The following is a 16,254-nucleotide window of genomic DNA, read 5'->3' as shown; positions in this document are numbered from 1 at the left end:
CGGGTTTGGAGTTAAACTATATATGAATCGTGCGCTGTGCCCAGCAGGTATTTTGCGCGATGAAATCACCTGTGAACAACTGGAAATGTTTAGCAGGGGAATGCGGCATGTATCATATTTTTATGATACATGCGTTGGTTCAGAAATGAACTTAAACAAACGATACTCTCAAGTGGAAGAGGTGGCCGGATAAAAATGGAAAAGAACAACAAAAAAAATTCGACTGCGCTGAAGGCGGTGATCGTTCTTCTGATTTGTTTGGTGCTTGTGAGCGCTGTGGCATTGGCTGTGAATTTGTTCCAGCGTCAGGCGGCAGAATCAGCGGAACCGACTGTGATGAACGTGCCGGAAAGCATGTTGGATGAGAAGGATGAGTCCTCTACATCTAATACAACTTCTACTTTGAGCGCTACTTCAACATCTGCGCAAACGAAAGATGTTTCGGATGATGAGAAGGCTGTTGTGTCGAACCGGACAAGCAACGGTAACCGCACGGCTTCAAACAATTCCAATTCATCTTCTTCGGAACAGGCGACTACAGAGGTGCAGGCTTCGGCTTTGTTGTTGTATCAGGGAATGCCTCAGGCCAATGAAAAGTTCCAGGTACAGAATATGGTTCCCGGCGATGTAGAAACAAGATATTTCTGCGTGAGAGCTTATCATAATACGGATATTACTCTGGCTTTCCGTACGGAAGTGACGGATCAAACACTCAACTTGGGCAAAGTGTTGAATATCAAAGTGACACGCTTAAACGATGGCGTGGTATTGTGCGATGCTCCGTTTGACCAAGTGAATAAAAAAGAATTTTCCCAAAAGGTAGAAACTGCGTCGGATGGGAAAAACGATTTGTATTATCAAATCGATGTCTCATTGGATACTTCGGTGGGAAATGAATACCAAGGAGCACAGCTCAAGGCGGACTTTGACTGGTACGTAACGGATCAGGTAAAGGCTCTTGCACCGCTTCCCCAGACGGGCGATACAACAGAGCTGCTGCTTTGGAGCATTCTTGCGGCAGGTTCCTCCTTGTTGCTTGTATGCATCTATTTTTGGCGCAAAAAGGAGGCCTCGAGGAATGAATATGCAAAGTGAGACTACACAGCATGTGACCAGAAAGAAGCTGGTGGCAAGAGTGGCCGGTGTGATTTTACTGGTTGTCGCACTGTGCATTGCAACCTTTGCACTTTCCTATCCACAGGTTTCCGTGGATGAAAATACCTTTCAGACTGGCACGCTCAAGTTGAACCTCAACGGTGGCGAGCAGATCATCAGCGATCAAGAGTTTTTGCTGGAGCCCGGAAGGACTATGGTAAAGAATTTTTACATAGAAAACGAGGGCACGATCGATGTCTACTACAATCTTTATCTGGAAAATGTGTCCGGTGATTTAGCGGATATTCTGGATGTAACGATTAAGGACGGAGATAAGGTGCTGTTTGAGGGCAAGGCGTCCGAGCTCAACAAGCAGCAACCGGCACAAAGCGTTGAACCCTTAAAGGGAAGCGAACGTTGTACTTTGACATTCCTCCTTTGCATTCCGGAGGATACTGGAAATTCTGCAAAGAACCAGGCGCTTTCGTTTGATGTTCGCGTCGATGCCGTACAGTCAAAAAACAATCCTGATCGACTTTTCGCTTAAAAAATAAACGTAACCGTGTTTGAGTGTTTTAAGAAAAAGGCATAATTCACATATGCTGTACTTCAAGTAGACAGCGGTTGCGTAGGGACAAGCTGTCAGATGAGACTTGCTTGTCGAAGATCATCAGGATACCTCGGGGATTTTTACAGCAACTTCCGGTTCGAAGCGGCCGGACGCCGCTGAAGCGGAAAAGAACACGAATCGGAGGGAAAGGCAATGAAACAAAGCAGGCGGATCCGAGCGGCATTGTTCACGAGTCTGCTGTCTGTTGTGTTGTGCGTGGGACTGTTGACAGGTACTACGTTTGCATGGTTTACCAGCACTACTGCCAATACAGGAAATACCATTGTTACAGGAAATTTTGATGCGGGCTTTTCTTATCGGAGTCTGACAGTGAATGCAGATGGTTCGATTGTTCCGTCCCAGCAAGATTTTCAGCCTGTCCGTGAGGATGCGAGCCTTTTGGGAGCAGATGCATGGAATCCAGGCGAAGCACGTGGACTGGATTTTCAAATCACCAATTCGGGCAAGGTAGCTCTTTTGAACAGCATTGTGATGAGTGATTTGAACGATTCTGCTCTTGCGGATAAATTTGAAGTTTACGTGTTTGATCAAGGCACTACAAGTTTGCCGCAGGCTCCTTCGGGAGTGCTTTCCAGTTATGCGAATTCTCCGTTGTGGTTGTCTCAGCAGACAACCGGTTTGGCAGCGGGCGGTCAAGAAAGCGTGCGGATTGTGGTGCGTTTGCGCGACGATATTTCTGCGGCGGATTTTTCCGGTGCAAGTGTGAATTTCCGTTTTGCACTTGAATCTGTGCAGGCGTCGGGTGATGCAGACGGTTTCGGTGACACGAATTACGATAAAGATGCGATTGTGAGAGTTGGAAGTGATTCCAACCTTTCTGAAGTGATTGCGAATGTGGCGAACGGAGCAGTCATTTATGTGGAAGAGGATATCAGCCTTGCAGAGCCCCTCCAAATGGATGCGGGAAAATCAATTACACTGAATTTGATGGGCAATATGCTGTCCTCTACTGCGTCTGGTTCGTATAGCATGCAAATTCCGGAGAGTGCTTCGCTCAAGGTAGTTGGCGGAACAATTTCCACAAAAGCCTCTACCTATTGCTTTGAAAACGAGGGCACTTTGGAATTGCAAAATGTGACGCTGGACAATTCAAATTTGGCAATTCATAACTTTGGAACGTTGTCGTTGTATGGCAGTGTGATTCATGCTGCCGGACAGTACGGTATTTGCAATTACGATGGCACAATTGACCAAATTACGGATACTTATATTGAAGTCCTGGGCAACGGATGTTATGCGATTGATAACAGCGGGACAAGCACCGTTCGTGAGATTCGCAACAGTACACTTATTGCAAAACAAGGTTCTTCTGGCCTTTTCACATCTTATGCAATCAGAAACAATTCGACCAGCAGTGTAGAAAGTATGGTGAATTGCACCGTTGACGGCGCTTTGTCGGATACGGGGATTCAGATTGCGAGTGGCACATTTACAAACAGCAATCTGAATTTGGAGCAATTCACATCTTTGGTGGCTTCTGGTAGTCAGGTTACACAAGAGAATGGCACATATGTTGTGCAAGTGATTTAATTTGTATTCAAGGGAATCAAAGGGCAACTACAAGTTCTTTGTCCCTTAAATAAAAGCAGTTTTTGAGGAGGAAAATTAAGTGAAAAGAAGCAAGTACACCGGACGCGCTCTTTTGGCCAGTGTATTGTCCATTGTCTTGTGCTTTGCCATGTTGGCCGGAAGCACCATGGCTTGGTTTACTGACAGTGTGACCAATACGGGCAACACCATTCAGGCAGGCGATTTGCAGGTTGGATTCAATTATCGCGCTCTGACCAGCGAGGATGCTTATACATCTGTGCCTTCCAGCCCGCAAGAGACAGGCAAATTGTTTACCGACCAACTTTGGGAGCCGGGATATAGCTATGGCTACGATTTTGAAGTTGTCAACAATGGCTCTTTGGCGCTCAAGTGGGAATTGTCCATCCAGAATATTCAGGCGGGTGCTGAGAATGTAAATCTGGCAGACGTTTTGGATGTTTATGTTGTGGACGTTGATGCGCAGAATTTGGAAGGCGCTACCGCGAAAGGCACCTTGTCCGATCTGGAAAATGGTGTGGTTTGCGATGGCGAATTGAACAAAAAAGACGATGTCAGTCGTTTTTCTGTTGTCCTCAAAATGAAGGATGAGGCAGACAATACATACAAAGGTAGTTCTTTGACTTTTGATGTATATCTGCGCGCTACACAGGATGACTTTGAGAAAGACGGATTTGATAATTCTGATTACGACGCGTCTGCCGCATATGAGCAGGTCAATGTGTCCTATGACGGAAACAAGTCTCCTGAGGAGAACGGCAAGGCTCTGATGGATGCGGTAGAGACTGCTCCCGAAGGTGCCGTTGTTTATGTGGATGCAGGTAGTTATGTAACTACGAATTTCACAGATAATGGTGCTGACCGTCATCATCTGATGATTTCCAATGACAATGTAACGATCATTGGTGAGCCGGGAACCGTCATCAATGCGAAGTTCCAGGGTTCTTATAACGGCAATGAGCAGCAAACGGTTCTGATCACAGGCGACAACGTCACCCTGAAGAACCTGACCATTAACCCCATCGATGGATATGCTAACAAGACCGTTGAGATCCGTGATGCAAGCAATACGGTCATTGAGAATTGTGTCATCAATGGCAACCTGTACATTGGCGGTTCCGAGACAGGTGCATACACCATTCGGAATAACACCATCAACGATGACGAAGTAAGCATTGCAGTTTGCAACGGCGCCGGAAATGCCATGACAACTGGCGAAGAAGCCGTGATTTCCGGGAACATTTGCGAAGGTGCTCTGTACTTGACCGGTACTCGTACTACTGGCTGGGATTTGGCGGAGCTTAACAATCTGCCGAAGATTTCTGGCAATACGTTCGGTAGCTGCACGCAGAATGTGAACGGCACGGATTATTCTTCCTATATTCGTGTGGCAAGCACAGATCAAAGCAGACTGGCTGCGGTATCTGTAGAGGATATTCAGTCCAACAACAGCTTTGACGGAAAGCCTGGTACGGATTGGAGCTTCCAAGATGTTGAGGATACCACCGGCTATGCGGGTACTTGGTATCGCTTCTACAACTAATCGGTTTTAAAATTGGTACTTTCCGCCTTCCCCATTTTGGGGAAGGCGGGTATCAAAGGGCATAAAAAGATTTGTGCCTTTTGATACCCGAAAAAAGAAGGAGGAACCTCGATGAAGAGAAGTAGACATACGAAGCGTGCTCTTGCTGCAAGCGTTTTGTCTATGGTGTTGTGCGTTGCTGTGTTATTGGGAACAACACTGGCTTGGTTTACCGATAGTGTGACCAATACAGGCAACAAAATTACCGCGGGCAATTTGCAAGTGTCTTTGTTGCAAAAGACCGATACGCTTTCCGATGCACAAAAGCAGGAGGGGCTTCCTGCGGTTGGAGATTATACGGATATTTCCGACTCTGAAACGGCTGTTTTTGATGGCGGTTTGTGGGAACCGGGTTATTCCAAAGGTGCGACGTTGAAAGTGAGCAATACTGGAAACTTGGCTCTGAAGTACGAACTTTCTTTCAAAAACATCCAGACAACAACGGGTGTAACCAATAATCCCGCCAATACCGAGGCAACTGGAAACATTGCCGAAGTGTTGGATGTATATGTTTTGGATACATACAGAGCTCCTCAGGATACGGATACTCCTGTTGGAACACTTCAGTCCTTTATTGCGGACGGTTCCAAAGTCTTTGAGAGCGGTATTTTGGCGGCTGGAACAAGCAGCGGCGATTTGAATGTAGTTGTGAAAATGCAGGACAGTGCTGGGAACCTTTATCAAGATGCCAGTGCTAGCTTTGATGTAGAGCTGCGTGCCGTGCAGGCTCCTCTGGAAGAGAATGGCTTTGACGATAACACCTATGATGCTGCGGCCACCGGCGATCCGGATCATTCTGATTGGGGCACGATCACTATCGGTAAAGTGACTGTACCTGTTAATAAAAATGGCGATACCATCCTGAAAGATGCTGAAGGCGTGACCACTTTTGTGGTACCTTATGAAGCGGTGGATGAGAACGCTGAAACCCTCACTTTGAACATTGAGTTAGCCGATCAGGTTGAAGATGGTGTTCCTGTCGGAGAGGATCAGACCGCAAAAACTTATGACATTACGATCGATGGCTTGAAGGAAGGAAATACAGAGCCAATCACCGTTTCCTTCTTTATTGGAAAAGGCCTGAGCAACGTTACGATTTATCATTATAACCAGAAGCTTGACGATGCGAATTATGATCCGCAGACAGGTATCGTTACCTTCACATCTACGAGCTTTAGTCCCTTCACAATTGTCTACGACAAGGCGCTTTCTGTTACCACCGAAGAAGAGTTCCTCCGTGCTCTTAGCGTGGACGGAATGACTGTAAAGCTGCAAAATGATCTTACGATCAGCACGGCAGACGTGGTTGTTCCGGAAGGTGTTACAGTCAGCATTGATTTGGGCGGAAATACTTTGACAGTAAACCGCAATTCTGCGTTGATCAATCGCGGTACCATCACAAGTTTGACCAATGGCAACTTTGTGGGCGGTAAGAACTACGGTATCTACAATTATGGCACCATTGATTTGCTGAACGTGAATGTAAAATCCACTGCAAGCAGTTCTATGGGTGCAATTTATAACAATGGACATATCGGAGAAATCTCCGGTGGCAGATATTTGGGCCATTCGGATTCTCCGTATGCAAACTCTATTACTGGAAGCTGTGGACTGTACAACACAGGTAGCGGTGTGGTAGATTTGATTTCCGGCGGATATTTCCAGGGCTCTTCTGTTGCTTTCCGCAGTTACAACAAGGAAGGCATTAAGAGCGTAACAGGCGGATTCTTCGATTGTCCGTATATGGATGCAAACAATCGTACATTCTGCGATTCTACTACAATTGATGAAGTGTTCTATAATAATGCTCCGTTGAGCGTTACGGGCGGAACATGGTACAATGTGGGAACAAAGATCAACAGCAAAATTCCGGAAGGGTACGTTTTGACCAAGGGTGATGTCTGCGAAATGACCAGTGGCAAAAAGTACGTAAAATATAATGCTGAAACAGGCGAAGCTGCCCATTGGGTAGAAGATAGTGAAGGCACAACGTATTATTACTATACGGTTGAGAAACAAGGATAAAGCTTTTTCCCGCCTCTGCCTACGAGCAGAGGCGGGTATCAAAGGGTATAAAATATTTGTACCTTTTGATACCCGGAATCACAACGGTCAAGGGAGAGTAGGAACACATTGAAAAATACAAACGAAGAAAAGAGAAAAAAATCTGTTCCATTGTTGGCAGCAGTCATTTGTATTGCAGTATGTTTGTGCTGCCTTTCGGGCTTTTCCTGGGCCTGGTTCAATACTTCGATTAAGGCAGGACAGGAGACCTTATCGGTAGCAGATTATTCTTTGCAGCTCACTCTCACAAGGCAATCTTTAAACGGTTTGTCTGGTGCGGCAGCGCCGGGCGAAGGAACGGATCTTTTGGGCGCATCTGATGTAGAAACGATCTTCTCCAACGTTCCCTGCCCGAAGGAGGCCATTACGTTTGATGCGGCTTATCACTATGAGCTTACATTGACTGCAACGGGTACAGCCGATACAGGATATGGGATTCTCGCCATTGATTCTAATCGTTACGCAACAGGAAATATGGCTCCCGGTGAATCCTTTACGGTTTCCATTGAGCCGCAACAAGCGTCTTCCATTGTTTTATCTGCGGAGTGGGGAACGCCTTCTTCAAGTGACTTCACGTTCTTGGAGAGCGGAAAGACATATCAAATAGGAACAGATGGAACTCTGAGTCTCAAAGAGGATACAACCGTTTCAGAGAATCCTGAGGGCCAGGGAACTGATCCGAACCAGCAGGACCCGAACGACCAGGGAACCGATCCAAGTCAGCAGGATCCGAATGGCCAGGGAACTGATCCGAGTCAGCAGGACCCGAACGGCCAGGGAACCGATCCGAGTCAGCAGGATCCGAACGACCAGGGAACCGATCCAAGTCAGCAGGACCCGAACGACCAGGGAACCGATCCGAGTCAGCAGGATCCGAATGGCCAGGGAACCAATCCAAGTCAGCAGGATTCGAACGGCCAGGGAATTGACCCGAGCCAGCAAAATTCGGATGGCCAAGCCACTGCTTAAGATTTACAAAGTTCAATTTGATTCATTGTTTTGACGAAGCTGAGTTTTGGATATTTAACAGAACTCAGAAAGCAATTAGAGATTAAGTAAGCGAAAAGCGCACAGCACATTTTAGTGCTGTGCGCTTTTTTGTTTTGTTTAAATGCACAAAGAAATTTCTATGATTTCAAATGATATCCTGCCTTTGCTCTCGGGTGGATGAAGACGGCGCTTATCAAAAATCGAATATAGAAAACGTTAAATATTTTAATAAGAAAATATTGGGAATTTTTCAGTTGATATGGACAAAAAAGAAAATGTTTTCTATAAAATGCACAGAATTTGATTCAATAAGATTGAAATTTTGTGCAAAAAGTATTATTTTGGCAATAGAATACGTTTTCTAGGGGTGAAAAAGAGAGATTATGAGAAATCCAACACTAAAAGATGTGGCGCAATTCTCTGGGTTTTCTCTCACGACAGTTTCACGAGTTTTGAGCGGAAGTGATTATCCGGTCAGTAAGAAAACACGCATTTCCATTAACAATGCTGCGCGTGAGTTGGGATATTTCCCAAATTTGTTGGCGCGCAGTCTCAAAACGCATGAGAGCAGAGAAATAGCAATTGTTGTCCCATCGATTACAAACCCGTTTTATACGGGCATCATTATGGGGGCGGAAGAAATTTTATCTGCCCATCAATTTCATATGTTGGTATATCTTACAGGCAACCGAAGAGAACAAGATTCTCAACTTGTGGAAGGACTTCGAAGCAAAATGATTGCGGGAGTGATCATTGCTGCCGACAGCATCACAGATGGAGTTGCAACAGGGTTTCTGACTCTTCGCGAAAATGGTATCCCGTGTATTGTTACAGACTATTCTCCCAAAACACAGAAACCTATGCAGGGAGTTTTTTTTGATCACCGCAGTGGTGGCAGGATGGCAGGTTACTATCTTTTGGATAACGGTCATACAAAAATTGCCTATGGAACGCAAGCTTTAGATAGACCTCCTCGGTGTATGCGCAAAGATGGTTTTTGGGAAGCGTTTACAGGTACTCTCACAGATTTTTCGCAGCAAGATATTTATATCAGCAACCAGCAGGATGAATTTGCAGCAGGAATTGAGCTTGTAAAGAAAATGATCAATGCCAATAAAGGATATACGGCGATTGCGGTTAATAATGATGCGGTAGCTATGGGAGTTTTAGCAGGTCTGGCAATGCGCGGAATTACGGTTCCCAATCAAATTTCGGTACTCGGCTTTGACGATTCGACGTTCTCACGTATGGCGACTCCTCCATTGACTACGATACAGGTCCCGTCGGAGCAGGTGGGAAGGCTTGCAGCGGAGGCCATGCTGAAAGAACTCGAAACTCCAAGCACAGCGTACAGTATTTATTTGGAACCTAAAATCATGGAACGAAAAACCGTAGCAAAACGGTAAAAATCAGGAGGCGAAAAAAATGCAGATGTATGTTGCGAAGAATGCACAAGAAATGGGGAAAGTGGCCGCAGGTAAAATTGCAGATAAGCTGAAAAGTGCAATCAAACTGCGAGGAGAAGCACGACTGCTGCTTTCTACGGGAGCTTCTCAATTTGAAACACTGGAAGCGTTGTGCAACGAAGATTTGAAGTGGAATAAGGTGACGGCATTCCATTTGGATGAATATCTTGGAATTGATGCCGACCACCCGGCATCGTTCCGAAAGTACTTATATGAGCGATTTGCAAGTAAAGTTCCGGTGCGGGAAATGGTGTACGTAAATACAACCGGAAATGTAGAAGATAATATTCAAAATTTGACACAGCGCGTTCGTGAAAAACCAATTGATGTGGGAGTCATTGGTATTGGTGAAAATGCACATATCGCATTTAATGATCCACCGGCAAATTTAGAAAGCAAAGAAGCGTATCACATTGTACAGTTGAATGATACATGTAGAAAGCAGCAAGTAGGTGAGGGTTGGTTTAAGCAAGTACAGGATGTGCCACAATATGCTGTTTCAATGACACCGTACCAGATTATGCTTTGTCAGTCCATTGTTTCTCCGGTTCCCGGAGCAAGAAAGGCGAAAGCCATCGCTGCGATGCTGAATGCTCATGAAACAGATGCTATGATTCCAGCTACACTTTTGAAAACGCACCATGATTTCATGCTGTTCTTGGATGAAGATTCGGCCCCGAAAGATGTCTTGGAATTCAAATAAAACCACAATTTTGGATAGGCGGAAAGGAAGTGGCTGAATTGAGTTTTGGAACGGAATGGTCCATTTATCCTTTAAGAAATATGGATCATATCAATCGGCCTCAAAGCCTGGGACAACTAGAAAAAGCATCCCCTTGTGAAACATTTATTGATTTACACTGTCAACTTTCGGCAGTTATTGAGCGAATGTTTTTAGAGGCACTTGAACGGGGAAGCGCACGAAAAACAAGACTGTATCAAGAGCGAAATTTAGAGCAAGTAGAACAATATCGCAAAGACATGAAAAGTTTTTTGTGTGACAACCTGGGAGGAATTCCCAAAACTGGAGAAATCGTACCGTTTACAGTAACCGGACGAATCCAACGGGAAGGCTATTGCATCGAAAAGGTGATTTTTCAGTCTCGCCCACACGTTTACGTAACTTCTAATTTGTATATACCGGATGGGTTGACGCATCCCACAGGTGCTGTGTTGTTCGTATGTGGCCATGCCAGAAGCGGAAAAGCCTATCCGGAATATCAGAGGGTTTGCCAATTGCTTGTAAAAGCCGGAATGATTGTATTGGCAATGGATTCCTTAGGGCAGGGAGAAAGATGTAGTTACATCAATCCAAAGACCGGTAACGAGGATATCGAGTGGGGATGTCCGGAACATGACTTTGCCGGGGCACAATGTCTTATGCATGGTGATTCGGCGGCGCGTTATTTTGTTCATGACGCTATGCGAGCCCTGGATTTTTTAGAGCAACATCCTTTGGTGGACAAAAAACGCATTGGTGTTACGGGTAATTCCGGCGGAGGAACCCTGACTGGCCTTCTGATGCTGCTGGATGATCGCATTGCCGCAGCCGCTCCAGGAACCTTTGTTACGTCCATGGAGTACATGTTGAAAGGTGGAATTCCACAGGATGCCGAGCAGGTTTGGAAAGGAATGATTGCCCATGGATGGGACCACGATGACTTTCTTATCGCAATGGCTCCTCGCCCGGTCCTGGTGCTTAGTGTAAAAAGCGACTATTTTCCACTGGAAGGAACCAAAGAGTGCGTACAATCAGCACAGCGATTTTATGAGCTTTATGGGCAACCGCAAAATCTGGAGTGGTTTGTGGATAATGCGGAACATGCATATACACCGGCCTTAGCGCATGCGGCAGCGACCTTTTTTACAAAGCATCTTTTAGGAAAAGGTTATCAACGAATTCTTTCAGAAGATACCCGATTGGATGAAGATGCATTAAATTGCACGCAAACCGGACAAGTTCGAACGGATTTCCCCCAAGCGCGGTTCATATTTGAGGAACAGTGTGAGCACGCCAAAACCAGAGGCATCTTTTGTGAGAAGGACAAACAAGAAAGTATCCAGTGGCTGCGGAATAAGGTCTTTCAAAATCGCAAAAATTGCCCTATTCATCTTTGCAGATTTGGTCGAATTCAGATAGAAGATGTAGTAGCAGAGTGTCTGGTGTTCCATATAGAAAAAGATCTTTGCGCAAGTGCTTTATATTTTCATTCGGGTGAATTTGATGCCAGCAACGAAGTGGAAACGACAATAGCAGTTTGGGAAGGCGGAACGACGAATCTTCAAAGCCATTATGACTTGATTATGGAAACCTGTCGAAAGGGACAGGCGGTCTTGGTGCCGGATATATTGGGATACGGCCCCATGGCACCCAATCGCATTTTATGTATGAGTTCCACTGGCTTTGAGGGTACGAATTATACCTTGAATAACGATTTGTTTTGGCTTGATGATAGTTTGTTTGCAATGCGTGTATATCAATTGAATCGAATGATGGAAATGGTGCGGCAAGATTTGAAACTTAGCGATCAATACATGGTATTGCATGGAGAGGGATTTTGTGGAGCATATTTGGCGGCTGCGGTCGCTCTAGAACAGCAAAAAAAGAAAAAATGTGAATTTGTAAATTATCCCCAGGATTGGCAAAAGATTGTGCAGGCAAGACTCTACAATTCCTTTGATATTTTCAGCAGACTTTTTCCAGATAGTTTGATGAAGTTTGATTTTTCGGATTTGAAAAAGTGGGCAGAGGAAATGGTTTTATAAAAAGGAGGAGAATTATGAAAAGGTACGTTAAAAAAGGTATGCTGTTGGTTTTGAGTTGTCTGGTGGTTCTTTTGGTGTTTACAGGATGTGGTGACAGCGCGGCAGGCAGTGGTACGGGCGAACAAGCAAAGGAGATTACATATTGGTCTTTTATGAATGAGGGAGAGCCCGTCCAGCAGTGGATGCAAACATTTATAGACGATTATGAGAAGGAAACCGGTGTAAAAGTAAATGTTGTATGGTGCGGCCGTGAAGTGCTGGCAAAGTTGCAGAGCGCAATTGCGTCTGGATCGAGCGAAGATTTACCGGACATTGTCGATCAAATGAATACGACGCTTTTGAATTTGCAGCAGACGGATGGACTGTTTTGTGAGTTGGATGATTTGATGAAACAAGCACCTGCTTGGGAAGGCGAAGGAAGTTTTTACGATCAATTTGACACAACTGCTTTGAATGCGGGACGCGGAGAGGATGGAAAGCTGTATTGCATTCCACGCGAAATGTATACGGCGGCAGTGTTTTACAATGTGAAGATGTTTGAGGAAAATAACGTCGAAGTACCGCAGACTTGGGATGAATTTTTGGATGTATGTGAAACTTTTAAGGAGTTAGGAATTGCACCCATTGCTTATGACGGCGTTTTTGAAGAGTATGTTGCCTGGTGGTTTACTCGTTCCTGCGAAAGACTTGTGGGTATTGACACGTTAGAGGCGGCCTGCCGTGGAGAAGTAAAATGGGCGGATAAGCCAGAATTTTTGCAGGCAGCACAACAGATGCAATATTTGGTGGACAATGCGTATTTCCAAGAAAATTATGAGGGCGCAAACTGGCCAAGTAGTCAGATTTATTGGGTGTCTGGTGGAGCGGCTATGTATCATTGCGGAACCTGGTTGCCGGCCGAATTGTCAGAATCCACTCCAGAAGGATTTGAAATGAATATCTTTTCCTTCCCCTCTTATGAAAAAGAGGCCTCTCCTAAAATTGAAGAGGTATGGGGAAACTATTGGGCCGTACTAAAGGATGGCAATGTAGAACAGGCGATTGATTTTATCAACTTTTCTTTCCAGAAAAAATATGACGATGCAAAAAGTGAGTTGATCATTCCTTCTCCGCTGAAAGACGGAAAACCCGCAGCCGGTTTGGAAATGCAAGGAGAAATTTTGGCACAGGCGGAAAGCACTTGTGAGATTTATGGAAATCTGATGCAGTATGGAGATTATTACAGCAATATTTATTGCAAAAATGTAAATGAGCTCATGCTTGGCAATATGACTGCAGAAGAATTCATAGAAAAAATGGATACGGATACGCAGAATTATTATTGAGAGAAGTATAGCGGCGGTCATATCTGCGGTATGACCGCCGCTCATTGGGGGGAGAATTATGAAACAGGTCCGAGCCAAGTATAGTACAAGAAAGCGAGATCGAATACACTTCCTCCTTTCTTTTTTACTCCCGGCGTTCTTATTATACGGTGTGTTTTTTATTTATCCGGCTATTGATGCAATACGCATCAGCCTAACGGACTGGACAGGCTTTGGAACATCCGCCAAGTTTATCGGAATTGATAACTATCTGAAAATGTGGAAAGATGAAGTGTTTTGGATATCATTTGGAAATTCCATATTTTTTATGTGCGTAGGCGGCATACTTGTCTTTTTTGTGGCGATGCTGTTCAGCTATCTGATTACAAACTACATTAAGCGGCAGAAATTCTTTTTAAATGTATTTTATTTTCCAAATCTAATTTCTTTTGCAGCACTGACGATTTTGTGGGTTTTCATTTTTGATGGAACATTTGGTGTATTGAATGCTGTTTTAAAAACATTGGGTTTGGAACAGTATTCCATTGCCTGGTTTGGAACTAGGATAACCGGAATGTCGGCAATTACTATCGCAGGCACTTGGTTTTATATGGGATTTTATTTGATTCTTTTGTACTCTGCAATTACCAAAATTCCCACTTCTCTATTTGAAGCTGCGGTAGTAGAAGGCGCAGGAAGGTTATATATCTTCTTTAAAATTACTTTGCCGCTGATTTGGGAAATTTTAATGATTTCTGTTACATTGTGGATCACAAACTCGCTCAAACTGTTTGAAATAGTTTGGGGCATGACGAAGGGCGGTCCATCTATGCAGACGCATGTTATGGGCACCTATATTTACTATAATGCTTTTGGAACACCACAGGTTGTTACGTTTCGATTGGGATATGCCTCAACCTTGGCCGTTGCATTGGTCGTTTTGGTTACACTGAGTGTTACAATTTTTAGACGGCTAACTACGCGCGAAACCTATGAATATTAAGGAGGGGGTTCAATGCACGGGTATTCAAAAACCGGAAAATACATTGCATGGATACTCTTAGGCGGTTGGGCGTTGTTGAACTTTTTCATCCTTGGATTAGCATTGCTGAATTCACTGAAGACAAGCGCTGAAATCTATGCAGACATTCTTTCATTCCCCGAACAGTTGTATTGGCAGAACTACCGAAATGCTTTGGTCAATGCCCAGATGTATCGTTATTTTTTTAATTCGATTTTTATTGTAGGCGGCACGTTGGTAATTTTAACGGCCATTTGTTCGATGGCGGCGTACGTTTTGGCACGTTATCATTTTCGCGGAAAACGAATTTTGATGCTGAGCGTGATTTTTGGCATGGGAATACCGGATCTTCTATTGATCATTCCACTGTACAATATGGTCTCACGTATGGGAATGACAGATACCAAAATCGCTTTGGTATTGGTTTATGTAGCGCTGTGCATACCGTTTACAATTTATGTTATGATAGGTTATTTTACATCTTTGCCAAACGAAGTGCGTGAGGCCGCAATTGTGGACGGCTGTTCCGAACAAGGGACCTTCTGGCGTATTATGTTTCCGTTGGCAAAGCCGGGACTGTTTGCGGTTGCATCCTTTAATTTCGTGTGGATGTGGAATGAATATCTGTTGGCCATGGTATTTACTTCATCCAAGGAAAATCGAACGATGGCTTTGGGCATGTATGCCTTACAGAACTCCATGACATTTACCATTGACTATGGAGCGCTGTTTGCCGGAATCATGTTGATGATCATTCCAGCGGCTATTATTTATACACTATTTCATAAGTACATTGTAGCGGGTGTTACAGTAGGGGCAGTAAAAGGATGAGTGTATAACAAAGAGTGGAGGAAAACAATGAGAATCGGGACTACGTATTTAGTGAATATTTTGAAATATGGCTATCCCCCAAAGGCGGATGATGATTTTGAAGCATTTAAATTGTTGGGAAAATTGGGATTTCACTATATGGAGATGGAAGGATTGGGGCGTGAACATGCAGAGCATGTTCGTACCCATGTAAAAGAGTATCAATCCGCATTAGAAGAGTCTGGAATTCATATTCATAACTTTTGTATCGTGGATCCGGGACTGACTAGTATGGATCCTCAACAACAAAATGGAGCGTTTTCTAATTTTCAGCAAATGGTGGAAACTGGCCTTCTTCTGGGTTCTGAGACATTTCATTTGGCAAGTTATGCCCCGCCCGTACACTACAATGGACGGGTTCCATATGCATTGGATGGGGGAGAATATGTGTTTGGACCTGAATCACAACTGACAATCCCGGATGGCTTCTCATGGCCAAAAGTTTGGGAAAATCTGGTTTGCTCTTGTCAGAAGTGTGCAGATTACGTTGCAAGTTTCGGAAAGACCATTTTGATGGAGCCACGTGTTGGAGAAGTAGTGTGTTCGGTTGATTCGATGTTAAGATTGATTGAACATGTAAATCGTTCCAATTTTAAAGCAAATTTTGACGTAGCTCATTTTTCCGCACAAAGAGAAGATGTATCATTGGCGCTAATGAAGCTAGAAGGAAAATTTGCCAATATTCATATCGCGGATAACAGTCCTGTGAATACACAGCATCTTCCTTTGGGGCATGGTGATGTCGATTGGAAAGAGTTTTTCCGTTTGCTCAAGCAAATGAATTATCAAGGGTATCTTGGGTTGGATATTGGTGCGCAAAACGATCAGCAGCTCATTTCGGACCTGCTTGAGTCCAAAGAGTACATTAAAAAGTGTTGCGAGGAACAAAATATACCGCTGGAATGGTAAGACCATTT

The 16,254-nt window shown here is 44.4% G+C and carries 14 protein-coding genes; all 14 read left to right on the top strand.

The features are described 5' to 3' along the window. Positions 1-22 precede the first annotated feature (22 nt). The 14 genes from AB5H98_RS00780 (at position 23) to AB5H98_RS00715 (ending at position 16,246) form a co-directional block, all read left to right on the top strand. Positions 23-193, top strand: coding sequence for a hypothetical protein (locus AB5H98_RS00780; protein ID WP_367924004.1), 171 nt, complete (start codon positions 23-25; stop codon positions 191-193). A 2-nt stretch (positions 194-195) separates the two neighbouring features. Then, a complete protein-coding gene (locus tag AB5H98_RS00775) occupies positions 196-1,095 on the top strand; it encodes an LPXTG cell wall anchor domain-containing protein (protein WP_367924003.1) in 900 nt (299 codons plus the stop codon). Further along, on the top strand, positions 1,079-1,642 hold the full coding sequence (locus AB5H98_RS00770; protein ID WP_367924002.1) for a TasA family protein: 564 nt from the start codon (positions 1,079-1,081) through the stop codon (positions 1,640-1,642). Before AB5H98_RS00775 ends, AB5H98_RS00770 begins: the two co-directional genes overlap by 17 nt. A 216-nt stretch (positions 1,643-1,858) precedes the next feature. Beyond that, positions 1,859-3,256 carry a hypothetical protein gene (locus AB5H98_RS00765; RefSeq protein ID WP_367924001.1) on the top strand — a complete coding sequence of 466 codons (1,398 nt, stop codon included), beginning with the start codon at positions 1,859-1,861 and terminating at the stop codon, positions 3,254-3,256. Between the two features lie 79 nt (positions 3,257-3,335). Beyond that, complete coding sequence (locus AB5H98_RS00760; protein WP_367924000.1) at positions 3,336-4,817, top strand: SipW-dependent-type signal peptide-containing protein; 1,482 nt, start codon at positions 3,336-3,338, stop codon at positions 4,815-4,817. A 111-nt stretch (positions 4,818-4,928) separates the two neighbouring features. Next, the gene (locus AB5H98_RS00755) at positions 4,929-6,881 is read left to right on the top strand and encodes a SipW-dependent-type signal peptide-containing protein (protein WP_367923999.1); all 1,953 of its coding nucleotides are present in this window, start codon (positions 4,929-4,931) and stop codon (positions 6,879-6,881) included. A 108-nt stretch (positions 6,882-6,989) separates the two neighbouring features. Then, the gene (locus tag AB5H98_RS00750) at positions 6,990-7,889 is read left to right on the top strand and encodes a hypothetical protein (RefSeq protein WP_367923998.1); all 900 of its coding nucleotides are present in this window, start codon (positions 6,990-6,992) and stop codon (positions 7,887-7,889) included. A 404-nt stretch (positions 7,890-8,293) separates the two neighbouring features. Further along, positions 8,294-9,316 carry a LacI family DNA-binding transcriptional regulator gene (locus tag AB5H98_RS00745; RefSeq protein ID WP_367923997.1) on the top strand — a complete coding sequence of 341 codons (1,023 nt, stop codon included), beginning with the start codon at positions 8,294-8,296 and terminating at the stop codon, positions 9,314-9,316. A gap of 19 nt (positions 9,317-9,335) precedes the next feature. Then, entirely contained in the window at positions 9,336-10,079 is a 744-nt protein-coding gene (locus tag AB5H98_RS00740) for a 6-phosphogluconolactonase (RefSeq protein ID WP_367923996.1), read from the top strand. 29 nt (positions 10,080-10,108) lie between these two features. Continuing rightward, positions 10,109-12,142 (top strand): alpha/beta hydrolase family protein, encoded by a 2,034-nt coding sequence (locus tag AB5H98_RS00735; RefSeq protein ID WP_367923995.1) that lies wholly within the window; start codon positions 10,109-10,111, stop codon positions 12,140-12,142. 14 nt (positions 12,143-12,156) lie between these two features. Further along, positions 12,157-13,467: an ABC transporter substrate-binding protein gene (locus AB5H98_RS00730; protein WP_367923994.1), complete on the top strand. Its 1,311-nt coding sequence runs from the start codon at positions 12,157-12,159 to the stop codon at positions 13,465-13,467. A 58-nt stretch (positions 13,468-13,525) separates the two neighbouring features. Next, positions 13,526-14,449 (top strand): carbohydrate ABC transporter permease, encoded by a 924-nt coding sequence (locus tag AB5H98_RS00725; RefSeq protein WP_367923993.1) that lies wholly within the window; start codon positions 13,526-13,528, stop codon positions 14,447-14,449. 12 nt (positions 14,450-14,461) lie between these two features. After that, complete coding sequence (locus AB5H98_RS00720) at positions 14,462-15,298, top strand: carbohydrate ABC transporter permease (protein WP_367923992.1); 837 nt, start codon at positions 14,462-14,464, stop codon at positions 15,296-15,298. A gap of 27 nt (positions 15,299-15,325) precedes the next feature. After that, complete coding sequence (locus tag AB5H98_RS00715) at positions 15,326-16,246, top strand: sugar phosphate isomerase/epimerase family protein (RefSeq protein WP_367923991.1); 921 nt, start codon at positions 15,326-15,328, stop codon at positions 16,244-16,246. Positions 16,247-16,254 lie beyond the last annotated feature (8 nt).

The sequence above is a fragment of the uncultured Ruthenibacterium sp. genome, from assembly GCF_963558415.1.
Classification (GTDB): domain Bacteria; phylum Bacillota; class Clostridia; order Oscillospirales; family Ruminococcaceae; genus Ruthenibacterium.
Note: the sequence above shows the minus strand (reverse complement) of the source record. Positions and strands in the feature narration are given on the sequence as shown.

What these genes read in the sequence shown, in the direction of transcription:
- AB5H98_RS00780 (WP_367924004.1), top strand. Translation starts at nt 23, where the DNA reads ATGAATCGTGCGCTGTGCCCAGCAGGTATTTTGCGCGATGAAATCACC.
- AB5H98_RS00775 (WP_367924003.1), top strand. Translation starts at nt 196, where the DNA reads ATGGAAAAGAACAACAAAAAAAATTCGACTGCGCTGAAGGCGGTGATC.
- AB5H98_RS00770 (WP_367924002.1), top strand. Translation starts at nt 1,079, where the DNA reads ATGAATATGCAAAGTGAGACTACACAGCATGTGACCAGAAAGAAGCTG.
- AB5H98_RS00765 (WP_367924001.1), top strand. Translation starts at nt 1,859, where the DNA reads ATGAAACAAAGCAGGCGGATCCGAGCGGCATTGTTCACGAGTCTGCTG.
- AB5H98_RS00755 (WP_367923999.1), top strand. Translation starts at nt 4,929, where the DNA reads ATGAAGAGAAGTAGACATACGAAGCGTGCTCTTGCTGCAAGCGTTTTG.
- AB5H98_RS00745 (WP_367923997.1), top strand. Translation starts at nt 8,294, where the DNA reads ATGAGAAATCCAACACTAAAAGATGTGGCGCAATTCTCTGGGTTTTCT.
- AB5H98_RS00740 (WP_367923996.1), top strand. Translation starts at nt 9,336, where the DNA reads ATGCAGATGTATGTTGCGAAGAATGCACAAGAAATGGGGAAAGTGGCC.
- AB5H98_RS00730 (WP_367923994.1), top strand. Translation starts at nt 12,157, where the DNA reads ATGAAAAGGTACGTTAAAAAAGGTATGCTGTTGGTTTTGAGTTGTCTG.
- AB5H98_RS00725 (WP_367923993.1), top strand. Translation starts at nt 13,526, where the DNA reads ATGAAACAGGTCCGAGCCAAGTATAGTACAAGAAAGCGAGATCGAATA.
- AB5H98_RS00720 (WP_367923992.1), top strand. Translation starts at nt 14,462, where the DNA reads ATGCACGGGTATTCAAAAACCGGAAAATACATTGCATGGATACTCTTA.
- AB5H98_RS00715 (WP_367923991.1), top strand. Translation starts at nt 15,326, where the DNA reads ATGAGAATCGGGACTACGTATTTAGTGAATATTTTGAAATATGGCTAT.